9 protein-coding genes are annotated in these 10,981 nt (G+C 72.2%); 1 reads left to right on the top strand and 8 read right to left on the bottom strand.

What is annotated here, in order from left to right; genetic code table 11:
* Nucleotides 1-47: 47 nt before the first annotated feature.
* The gene (locus OG588_RS38190) at nt 48-341 is read right to left on the bottom strand and encodes a WXG100 family type VII secretion target (RefSeq protein WP_019063359.1); all 294 of its coding nucleotides are present in this window, start codon (nt 339-341) and stop codon (nt 48-50) included.
* An 86-nt stretch (nt 342-427) separates the two neighbouring features.
* Nucleotides 428-2,308: a putative T7SS-secreted protein gene (locus OG588_RS38185; RefSeq protein ID WP_405951201.1), complete on the bottom strand. Its 1,881-nt coding sequence runs from the start codon at nt 2,306-2,308 to the stop codon at nt 428-430.
* 188 nt (nt 2,309-2,496) lie between these two features.
* Between OG588_RS38185 and OG588_RS38180 the strand changes: the two genes are divergently transcribed.
* Nucleotides 2,497-3,945 (top strand): hypothetical protein, encoded by a 1,449-nt coding sequence (locus tag OG588_RS38180; RefSeq protein WP_405951200.1) that lies wholly within the window; start codon nt 2,497-2,499, stop codon nt 3,943-3,945.
* Here the strand turns inward: OG588_RS38180 and OG588_RS38175 are convergent.
* From OG588_RS38175 to OG588_RS38150, 6 genes are all read right to left on the bottom strand, one after another.
* On the bottom strand, nt 3,929-4,468 hold the full coding sequence (locus OG588_RS38175; RefSeq protein WP_405951199.1) for a sigma-70 family RNA polymerase sigma factor: 540 nt from the start codon (nt 4,466-4,468) through the stop codon (nt 3,929-3,931). The genes OG588_RS38180 and OG588_RS38175 overlap by 17 nt on opposite strands.
* Before the next feature lie 96 nt (nt 4,469-4,564).
* The gene (locus OG588_RS38170; RefSeq protein ID WP_405951198.1) at nt 4,565-7,450 is read right to left on the bottom strand and encodes an AfsR/SARP family transcriptional regulator; all 2,886 of its coding nucleotides are present in this window, start codon (nt 7,448-7,450) and stop codon (nt 4,565-4,567) included.
* Nucleotides 7,451-7,597: 147 nt separating this feature from the next.
* A complete protein-coding gene (msrB, locus tag OG588_RS38165; protein ID WP_266863018.1) occupies nt 7,598-8,005 on the bottom strand; it encodes a peptide-methionine (R)-S-oxide reductase MsrB in 408 nt (135 codons plus the stop codon).
* A gap of 13 nt (nt 8,006-8,018) precedes the next feature.
* Nucleotides 8,019-9,407, bottom strand: coding sequence for a UDP-N-acetylmuramate--L-alanine ligase (gene murC, locus OG588_RS38160; RefSeq protein WP_405951197.1), 1,389 nt, complete (start codon nt 9,405-9,407; stop codon nt 8,019-8,021).
* A 123-nt stretch (nt 9,408-9,530) separates the two neighbouring features.
* The gene (locus tag OG588_RS38155) at nt 9,531-10,004 is read right to left on the bottom strand and encodes a hypothetical protein (RefSeq protein WP_019063353.1); all 474 of its coding nucleotides are present in this window, start codon (nt 10,002-10,004) and stop codon (nt 9,531-9,533) included.
* Nucleotides 10,005-10,158: 154 nt separating this feature from the next.
* Nucleotides 10,159-10,953, bottom strand: a complete 795-nt coding sequence (locus OG588_RS38150; RefSeq protein ID WP_405951196.1) for a pyrimidine reductase family protein — start codon at nt 10,951-10,953, stop codon at nt 10,159-10,161.
* Nucleotides 10,954-10,981: the final 28 nt, after the last annotated feature.

Raw genomic sequence — 10,981 nt, 5'->3', positions numbered from 1 at the left:
AGGTGGGTACGGCACCGCCCGCCGTGGTGGCGGACCGGGCCGGTGGGTCAGCCGAGGTTGGAGCCGAGCTGGTTGTCGGTCTGGTCGAAGGCCTCGCCGACGGCCTTCACGTACTGACCGATGCCCTGCAGGCCCTGGTTGACCTGGTCGAAGCCCTTGGCGAACTCGTCGAAGAAGGGCGAGAACTTCTGCTGGGCGGCCGGCGTGCTGTAGCCGTCGGCGAGCAGGGTGGAGATCTTGCCCTTGACCTCGTTGAGCTTGTCCTGGAGCTGGGAGAAGTCGTTGAGGAGGGCCTGCGAAGTGGACGCGGTGGTGTCCGAGTTGACGGCGTAGTTGGGCATGGGAGTTCTCCTTGCAGGTTGTCGGTGGTGCGGTCCATCCCTTCGGGGATGGAGGTCTGGGTGCGCGAACGGGCGGTGCGGGAGGGCTAGTTGGCGTTGCCGTTGCCGGTGTCCGCGCCGTCCGTGGAACTCGTCGGTGCGGTGGCGAACCCGTCGGACGGCGTGGGGCTCGTGGGGCTGGTCGGTGCGGTGACGAATCCGTCGGACGGTGACGCGGTGCCGGCGTTCGCCTGCGCGTCGGAGGTGTTGATCGGCGGGACCGCGGGCCGTCCCGTGGTGGTGGGCGAGGGCGGCAGCGGCACGTTGGCGGGGTCCACCGGGGTCGCCGGTGCCGGGCGGGTGGGCGAGTCCGGCAGCGGGACATTCGCGGGATCCACCGGAGCGGGACGCGTGGGCGCCGGGGGCGGTGGCACCGGGCGGGTGGGCGAAGGCGGCAACGGCACATCGGCGGGCTCCACCGGAACCGGGCGCGGGGGTGGCGGCGGGGGTACGACGGGTGCCGGCGGCGGAGGCGGGGGCGCGTTCGGCACCCCGGGCACCGGCCTGACCTGGCCCTTGATCGGGATCTTGTCGGTGAGGCCGTCGACCACGCGGCCGAGGCCCGCCGTACCGACCGGCCCTACGGCCAGCTTCGACGCGGAGTTGGCGATCTCGCCCGCCGCCACCTCGTTGAGGTCGCCGCCCTGGGCGACGCCGACGCCGATCTTCGTGCCGAGGGTGGCGCCTTCCTCCACGAAGTTGCCGACCTGGTCGGACGCCCGCTTGCCCAGGCTGTCCGCCGCCGCCGGTTCCGACGTGTCGCCGAACCGGCCGCCCTTGCCCACCTCCACGTCGGGGTTCCCGCGCCGCTTGCCGATCGCGCCGATGCCGCCCTTGAATGCGATGCCTGCCACGGCCCCGGCGGCGGCTCCGGCGAAGACACCCGCGGCCGTGATCTTGTCGCCGTTGGCCGCCTTCCCGGCCGCCTCCAGCGCCGAGTTGGTCAGGAACTTGCCGGTGACCTCCGTGGCCACCTTGCCGATCGGGTTGGCGAGGACACCGCTGACGATCTTGCTGTTGGTGAGGGACTCACCGACCTTGGTGATCGTGCCGGCGGTCTTCGTGATGAACCCGGAGCTCTTCACGGCGGCCACGGCGGCCGGCGCGATCGCCTGGACGGCCTTGCCGCCGAGCTTCAGCAGGGCGCCGCCGGGGACGATCCCGATCAGACCGAGGATGAAGTCGCCGGCTTTGATACCCCCGGTCTGACTGGCGACAACTTGGTTGAACAGGAACAACGCCCCGCCGAGCAGCGCGCCGACCACCGGGAAGAACACCGCCACGACGGCGACGAGGGCTGCCAGCAGGATCTGGACGAACGGAAAGTCCTTGAAGAAGTCGGCGATCTTCTGGAAGATGTTCCGCTCCGGAATCGCCTCCTGCGCCGCCCGGTCCAGCACGTCGGCACACTGCCGCTGCGCGCTCTCCCGCATCGTCCTGGCCTGATCGGCCAGGCTCCTGGCCGCGCCCAGTTGGGCCTTGCCGGCGTCGATGGCGTCCTGGGTGCTGCGCGCCTGCGACTTCTCCGCGTCGGTCGGATTCGCGCCGAGTTCCTTGGGCACCTGGTTCGCCTGCGGTGCGGCGGACTGCGCCTGGTCCACGGCCCGGTCGAAGGTCTCCTGGGCCTCGCGCAGCCGCGGCATGTAGTCGCTGTAGGCCTGGGCGGCGTCGTGGTAGGAGGTCACCGTCTTGGTCAGCTTGTCCGGGAGGTCGTCGCCGATCTTGTCCTTCAGCGCGTCCATCGCCGAACCGCGGCCCTGCGAGATCGAGCCGTCCTTCTTCAGGACGTTCAGCGCCTTCTCCGCCGCGTCGCCGATGTCGCGGTAGCGCTTCATCACGCCCTGGATCAGGTCGGGGTCGCCGGGTGTCGGGTCCGAGTCCATGCCGACGAGCTGGAAGTCCTCGGGCCTGGAGTGCCGACGTGCCATGTGCGATCCCCCGGTGCGCTGCCTGTGACGTGTGGTCGGCAGATACACGGGGTCGGTGTCGTAAAAGGTTCAAGCGAGTTCACGTCGCACGTTCTCGCCAAGTCCCGAGAGGTTCGGGCGAGTTCACATCGAACGTTCTCGGCCTGCGGCTCCGTGTAGTCGGTGCAACGGAACCTCGGAGGGCATGGGTGGACACGATGACCAACGGCGCGGGCACGAGGCCCGAGCACGGGCCGGCAACCGACAGCCGCCTGCCACGGACGCTCCTGCACGCCCTGGCGGCGCTGCTGGCGGCGTGCCTCATGGCGCTCGGCGGGGCCGCCGCCGCGAGCGCGGCACCCGCCGCCGACGACCTGATCAAGGTGTTCGTGGTCCCGGACCCGGCGCAGACCGGCGGGCAGCTCGCCACCCTCCAGTCGATCGCCACGGCCACCCTGGGCGACGCCTCACGGGCCGGCGAGATCCTCACCCTCAACCGCGGTCAGGCGCAGAAGGACGGCGGGACGCTGAACAGCGCGGCCGACCAGCTGCACCCCGGCTGGATCCTGCGCCTGCCGCAGGACGCCTCGGGGTCCGATGTCCAGCTGGCCCGGGACACCGGGAGCCAGAACTCCGCCTCCGCCGCCCCGAGTTCGGGACAGCGGTCGGCCGCGCCGAGCGCCGGGAAGTCCGCGGCGTTCACGTTCCCGCTGGCCGCGGCCGTCGCGCTGCTCGGCGCGATCCTGCTCGCCCTGATCACCGCGGGCATCATGGGCAGGCGGAAGGTGCGCACCGCGTACGCCGCCGTCCTGCGCACCGTATGGCGGCTCGGCGAGCCGATGCGGCGCCGCCGCCGGCTGGCGCTGCGCCGGGCAACGGGCCGCCGGTTCGCGACCGACGCGGATTCGGTACGCCGTGCCTATGGGGCCCTGGGCGACTTCGCGCCCGGCCGGCAGCAGCCCGAGCGGCCGGTGCACGCGCTGCGTGTCGACGGCTCCGGTGTGACGGTGTGGCTGACGGCCTCCGACACGGTCGACGCGCCGTGGACGAACATCGACAGCACGCGCTGGCGCCGCCCCGCTGCGGCCGCCGCCGGCTGGCTGTCCCCCGGCGACGACACCACCTCGGCCTCGCAGGCCTCGATCGCCGCGGCCTGTCTCGTCCGGGCGGGCACGGACGCCGACGGCGAGCCCGTGTTCGTGGACCTCAGCCGCCTGGACGGCGTCCTCAGCGTGAGCGGTGACCGGGCGGTGGCCCGGGACGTCGTACAGAACCTGCTCGCGGAGATCGCGCGCACCCGGCCGGAGACTCCGGTGACCGTGCTGCGCGGGGCGGACAGTGCCCTGCCGCTCACCGTGCCGACGGAGCTGCGGCAGCTTCCCCGGGTCGACGCCCCCGCTCCGGTGGCACCCGACGCGGGGCGCGGCACGGTGCGCGCCGGTGCGGCACGCCGTCCGGTTCGGGGACTGGTCGTGGTGGCGGGCACGCCGGGTGAGCGGGAGGCCGCCGAACTGGCCGCCCTGTGCGGGCCGGGCGGGGCGGGCTGGACCGGCCTGGTGTACGGCGAGGCGGAGGGCGCGCACTGGCGCTGGCACACCGACGCCGACGGTCACGTCGACCTTCCGGTCCTCGATGTCCGACTCACCGTTCCGGTGTGAGTCCCTTGCCGGCCTCGGCGCGCAGGATGTTCAGGGCGTAGTGGCGGCGGGACTTGACGGTGCCCGCGGGTATCCCGAGGATGCGGGCGGTCTCCTGCACGGTCCGGCCGCACAGATAGGTGTGCAGCAGGACCTCCCGGTGCTCGTGGGACAGTCGCCGCAGCAGGCCGGTCGCCTCCACCGAGGCCAGCACGGCACCGGAGTGGTCGGGCAGGGGCAGGTCCCGGTCCTCGGCGCCGATGGTCTCGTGCCGGGCGACGGCGCTGCGCATCCGGTCGACGACGAGGTTGCGGGTCACCGTGAGCAGCCAGCCGCGGACCGATCCCTCGGTGCTGTAGAGGCGTTCGGCGTGCGGCCAGGCGCGGATGAGGGTCTCCTGGACGATGTCCTCCGCCGTGTGACGGTCGTTCAGCAGCTTGTCGGCGTAGGCGAGCAGTGCCTTCGCGTGGTCGCTCATCATGGTGTGCAGCAGCTGGTTGCGGTGCGCGGTCGTGGGGAGGTCCGCGGAAGTGGTGGGGGTCATGTTCCAGTCCTGAAGGGGAATGCCGTACGCGCCTCCGGCTCCGGGTGGAGCGGAGCGGGGAGCGTAGGCAGGGCCCGCTTTCGGGACGCTGACGTTTTACTGTCGCCGGGACCGATCGGGTTCAGCGAGGTCGGTCAGCCGCTGGCGGACGTGTTCGGCGTCCGGGTGGCCGATCTCGTCGAGGATGCCGAGTGCTTCACGCCACGCGGACTCGGCCTGCGTGTCCTGGTCGGCCTCGCGGTGGCTGTCGCCGATGTGCACCAGGGTGTCGGCCTCCAGGTAGCGGTCCCGGATCTCCCGGTACAGCCGCAGTGCCTGCTCGTAGCACTCCAACGCCCGCTCGTGGTCGCGCAGATGGTGATGGGCGTAGCCGAGGCTGTCCAGGGCGGCGGCCTCTCCGTTGCGGTCGCCCGTCTCCCGGTGGGCCACGACCGCATGGCCGCACTCGGTCAGGGCGTCCTCGTACTTGCCCATCAGGATGTACGTCCAGCCGACCTCGTTGGCGATGCCGGCCTCGCCGTCGCGCCGGCCGGCCGCGCGGCACAGGGCGCTCGCCTCGGCGTAGTGGTCGAGGGCCGCTTCGTGCCGTCCGCGCCCGTTGGCCAGGAACGCGAGCCTGCGGTGGGTCCTGCTCAGGCCGACCCGGTCGCCGGTCTCGCCGAACAGCTCCAGGGCGCGCGCCAGGTGGGCGTCGGCCTCGTCCGGCCGCCCGAGGCGACCGCTGACGAAGCCGAGCGCGCGGTGGGCGAACGCCTGGCCGGATATGTCGCCCAGCCGCTGGGCCGCCTCAACTGCCCTTGTCTGCGCGTCGAGTTGCTCGGACCAGCGGCCGCCCCGGTCCAGGTACAGCTCCAGGACCAGGGCCAACTGCCAGCTGTGCTCGCCGCTGCCGTGCCGGGCGTCCTGCTCGATCGCGGCGAGCACGACCGACCGGTTCGTCTCCAGCCAGGCGGCCGCCGCCGCCTGGTCGGGCAGTCGCGGGACGGTCACCCCGGCGGTGTGCGGGCGCAGTTGGATGCTGTCCCGGGTGGGCATCAGAACGCTGTCGGCCGCGTGCGCGCTGTGCAGATAGTGGTCGAGCATCCGCCGCCGGGCCGCTTCCAGCTCCTGCGCGGAGTCGTGTGCCCGGCCCAGTTCGGCGGCGTAGGCGCGCAGCAGTTCGTGACAGCCGTAACGGCCGGGCAGGGGCTCGGAGATGAGGTGCGCGCGAGCCAACTCCGCCATGACCGGCCGGACTTGGCCGACCCGCTGCCCGGCGAGGCTCGCTACGGCGGCGAGCGAGCAGTCGGGTCCCGGGTGCAGGGCGAACAGGCGGAACACCCGGGCGGCGGCGGGGCTGAGGAGTTGGTAGGACCAGGAGAACGCGCTGCGGGCGTCGGCGGCGGGGGCCTCGCCGGCGAACGCGTCGAGACTGTCCTCGCTGTCGGAGAGTTCGGCGGCGATGGACGCGAGCGGGAAGGCCGGGTTCACGACCGCGCGGGCGCTGACGACGGCCAGCGCCAGCGGGAGGCGGCCGCACAGGGTGATGATCTCCGCGACGGCGTCGGGTTCGTGCGCGATCCGTTCGGCGCCCAGCCGACGGGCCAGGAACTCGCGCGCCTCCGCCTCGGTGAGCACGTCCAGCGTCAGCGAGTGCGCGCCCTCGCCGGCCACCAGGCCGTAGAGCTGGTTGCGGCTGGTGACGACGACCAGGCAGCCGGGGGCGCCGGGCAGCAGCGGGCGGACGTGCTCGGTGTCGCGGGCGTTGTCCAGCACGATGAGGACGCGCCGGTCGGCGAGGAGGCTGCGGTACAGCGCGGCCTGTGCGTCCAGGCCCGCGGGGATGCGCTGCCCGGGGACGCCGAACGCGTCGAGGAACGACCGGATGGCCTCGGCCGCGCTCATGATCGAACCGCTGGGGTGGAAGCCGCGCAGATTGACGTAGAGCTGCCCGTCGGGGAACCGGTCGGCGACGCTGTGCGCCCAGTGCACCGCCAGGGTCGTCTTGCCGACGCCGGCCATGCCGCCGATGGCGCTGATCACCACCGTCGAGGCCGGCGCGTCGGACGCGCACAACAGCTCCCGGACACGGGCGAGTTCACCGCGCCGGCCGGTGAACGCGGGCAGATCCACGGGGAGTTGGGCGGGTCGGATCGTGGCGACGGCGTCCTGCTGTGCCGTCCCTTCCGCGTCCTCGGCCGATCCCGCGCTTCCGGACGGCGTCGCGGCGCGCTCGGCGTGGGCATGACCGAGGACCCGCTGCAGAGCGGCCTGGAGTTCGGGGCCCGGCCGCACGCCCAACTCGTCCGCGAGGCGGGTGCGTACGGTCCGATGGACGTCCAGCGCCTCGGCCTGATGCCCGGTCGCCGCGAGCACCAGGATCAGCCTGGCCTGCAGCCCCTCGTCCAACGGATGCTGCGCGGCGGCCTGTCGGAGCGTCACCAACACCCGTGCGCCCAGGCCCGGTCCGGCCTCCAGCGCGAGTTCGGCGGCCTCCTTGACGGCGGCCAGGTGCTCGCCGTCGAGGGCGGTGAAGGCCGGGTGGGACCGCACCTCGGCCGCGATCCCGGAGGCCGCAGGACCCCGCCACAGGGCCAGCGCCTCGATCAACAGCCCGGTGGCGGTGGGAGGTTCGCCGTCCCGCACGGCCTGCTCCGCTCGCTGTCGCAGGGCCCGGAAACGCAGCAGGTCGAGACTGTCGGGGTCCACGTCGAGCCGGTAGCCGCCCGAGCCGCGCACCAGCCGGCGGGACGCGCCCCCGGCCGGAAGGTCGGGTTCGAGCAGCCGCCGCAGCGCTCCGACGTGCCGCTGGACGACGTTGACCGCGCTGTCCGGCGGGTCCTGTCCCCACAGTGCGTCGACGATCTCGTGGACGGCGACCGGATGCCCCGCCTCGGTCAGCAGCAATGCGAGCAGAGCGCGCTGTTTCGGGGGTCCCAGCGGCAGTTCCGTGTCGCCGCGCCAGGCCCTCACCGGTCCGAGTACGGCGAAACGTGTACGCACCGAGCCCCCCGTACAGACTGTGACGACATGCGCGGCCGACGCGCCCGGCCCTGGGCCGCGTGGCCACGGACGAGCATAGAGTCCGCGCGAACCCCGTGGCGAAGGGTTGCTCCGCCACGGAGCGTCTTCAGGCCGCGTCGGGCGTCGTCAGCCCTCGTCGGGCGTCAGGCGCAGCGAGATGGAGTTGATGCAGTACCGCTGATCGGTCGGCGTCGCATACCCCTCGCCCTCGAAGACGTGCCCGAGATGCGAACCGCACCGGGCACACCGCACCTCGGTGCGGACCATCCCGTGCGAGCGGTCCTGGATCAGTTCGACCGCGTCGGTGTCCTTCGGGTCGTAGAAGGACGGCCAGCCGCAGTGGGACTCGAACTTCTCCGTGGACGTGAACAGTTCGGCGCCACAGGCCCGGCAGGAGTAGACGCCCGTCGTCTTGGTGTCGGTGTACTCACCGACGAAGGCGGGCTCCGTGCCGGCCTGCCGCAGCACCGCGTACTCGGCCGGGTTCAGCTCCGCGCGCCATTCCTCGTCCGGCTTTTCGACGTCGTACGACATGCAGCTCAGCCCCTTACTTCGCGAGACGGTCCAGGATCCGCGGGCCGAGGTCAGTCACATCGCCCGCTCCCATGGTGAGAACGAGATCACCGGGCTTCGCCATTCCCGCGACGGCCTCGGGCACGTCCGCCTTGTCGTGGACCAAGGTCACGTCGGCGCCCGCCGCGCGCGCGGCCTCGATGATCAGGTCGCTGGTGACACCGGGGATCGGGTCCTCGCGGGCCGGGTAGATGTCCAGGACCAGGGACGCGTCCGCGAGGGCGAGGGACTGGCCCATCTCCTTGCCGAGCTCCTGGGTACGGGAGAAGAGGTGCGGCTGGAAGACGACCAGCAGCCGCGCGGAGGAGGCCGCCGCGCGCATCGCCTCCAGGTCGGCGGTCATCTCCGTCGGGTGGTGGGCGTAGGAGTCGATCACCTGGACGCCGGCCGCCTCGCCCTTGAGCTGGAGGCGCCGCTTCACACCGGTGTACGCGGCGAGCGCGGGCGCCAGTTCCGCGGCCGGGATGCCGAGCGCGACGCCGGCGGCGAGGGCCGCGACCGCGTTGCTCGCGTAGTGCCGGCCCGGGACCGAGACGGTGAAGGTGAGCTCCGCACCGCCGAGGAGGACGGTCACCTCGCTCTTCAGGCCCTGCGCGACGACGGACAGGATGCGGACGTCGGCGTCCTCCGCCTCTCCGTACGTCACCGTCTTCACGGAGTCGGAGACTCGCCGGGTCAGCTCCCGCGCGCCCTCGTGGTCCGCCGAGATCACCAGCGTGCCGCCGGGCACGATCCGGTCGGCGAAGGTCTGGAAGGACTCGTAGATCTCTTCCATGGACGCGTAGTTGGCGTGGTGGTCGAGTTCCACGTTGAGGACGATCGCGACCTCGGGGGCGTACTTGTGGAAGCTGCGGTCCGATTCGTCCGCCTCGGCGACGAAGATCTCGCCGTCGCCGTGCAGCGCGTTCGAACCCGGGGCGTCCAGGTCGCCGCCGATCGCGTACGACGGGGTGAGGCCCAGCGCGGTCAGGGACACCGCGAGCATCGAGGTCGTGGTGGTCTTGCCGTGGGTGCCCGCTACGGCGATCGGGCGCAGGCCGTCCATCAGGCGGGCCAGGGCGTCCGAACGGTGGACGACCGGGATGCCCAGCTCGGCCGCCCGGGCCAGCTCGGGGTTGTCCTCGCGGATCGCCGACGACACGACCACGCAGGTGGCGTCGTCGGCGAGGTGCTCCGCCGCGTGTCCGATGTGCACGGTGGCGCCCAGGGCGCGCAGGGCGTCGGCGGTCGCGGAGTCCTTGGCGTCACTGCCCGCGACCTTCGCCCCGCGCTGCGCGAGGATCTTGGCGATCCCCGACATCCCGGCCCCGCCGATGCCGATGAAGTGCGGTCGGTCCATGGCGGTGGGAAGGCCGGGTGCCATGTGTGTCTCCCTGTGCGTGCGTGCTCGTACGGCTTGATTGCGACTGGTTCGGCGGACGTTCAGCGGCAAGCCTATGCGGTGCCACTGACAATCACGGACACCCGCCGACCGTCCCGCCGGCCGCTACTCCTTGCTGTGCGAGAACAGCTTCAGCACCGGTACGCCGACCTTGTGACGCGCGCGCGAGGCCCAGTCCCGGTGGAAGAACTCCTCCACGTAGTGGGGGTCGGTCAGCACGATCACCTCGTCCGCGCCGATCTCGTCCACCAGGGTCTTCAGCGCGTCCAGCGGGTGGTCCTCGATGAGCCGTCCCTCGGCCGCGCTGCCCGCCGCGTGCAGGGCGTCCAGGGACACCGAAAGGGCCTGCGCGCCGAGCGCCGCCGCGTCCTTGCCCTCGGGGGTCTCCCGCTCGTGTGCCGCCTCGTCGAGTTCGCCGAGGGCGACGTCGTCGATGGCCCGCAGCAGGCGGTCAGCCTGGTCGCCGCGGGGTTGGAGCAACACGTGGAAGGAGACGGTCTCGTCACCGTGCAAGGTGGTGACGAACTCCACGTCGGCGGACGTAAGGGCCTTCTCGATCATCAGTACGCTTGTGAACACCAGGCGCCCTTTCTCCTTCGAGGACCCTTGGGCCCTCTCTCCTCCGTGGGCCTGCCAGGCCCTGCGGAAACCATCCTGCCCCGTGATCGCACGGGTACTGCCGGATTTAGTGTGCCCGTCGAAAGACAAACGGAACGGATCATTCCGCCCGTTCTCAGGTCCGACGGTAGCGACCGAACAGGAACCCGGCCTCTTCCAGCAGGGACACCAGTTCGAAGTGCTGGGGAACCTTAACCGACGGCCCGCCGGAGATCCGCTGCGCCTCCCCCGCCACGAGCGTCGGCGAGAGGGTCAGACACAGCTCGTCGAGCACTCCGGCGGCCACGAACTGCCCGAGCAGCCGCGGCCCGCCCTCGGCCAGCAGTCGGGTGTGCCCCAGTTCGGCGAGCGCGTGTACGGCCCGCGCGGGGTCCACGCCCGCGCCGTCCCCGGCGACCACCACCCGGGCGCCCGCCTTCTCGGCGGCGGCGATCCGGTCCGCGGGCGCCTGGGCGCCCGTCAGGATCAGCGTCGGCACCAGGGGCGAGGCGAAAAGCGGAAGCGAGAAGTCGAGGTCGAGGCTCGCGGTGACGACCGCGATCACGGCGGCGGGCCCCTGCCCGGCACGCGTGCGTGCCGTCGCGAACTCCGCACGCGCGCGTGCGGGCCGATAGCCCTCTTGGCGTACCGTTTCCGCACCGACCACCACGACATCGGCAAGTGCCCTCAGGGTGCCGAAGATCCGCATGTCGGCGGGGCCGGAGATGGGCTGGGAGCGGCCCTCGTGCTGACCGGCCCCGTCCAGCGTGGACACCATGTTGGCGCGCAGCCAGGGGCCGTCGGCGGCGGGGTAGGCGTACACCTCCGCCAGCTCCGAAAGCCCCCACTCCCGGTCCGTCACATCCGCACCGGGGGCCCCGTTCGAGGCCTGGGCTGCTGTTTCATCCGTCACAGGGAACAGGCGTCGCATGTCGTGCAGTGTGGCACGCCCTCTAGAC

This window comes from Streptomyces prunicolor, from assembly GCF_045162825.1.
Classification (GTDB): domain Bacteria; phylum Actinomycetota; class Actinomycetes; order Streptomycetales; family Streptomycetaceae; genus Streptomyces; species Streptomyces prunicolor.
Note: the sequence above shows the minus strand (reverse complement) of the source record. Positions and strands in the feature narration are given on the sequence as shown.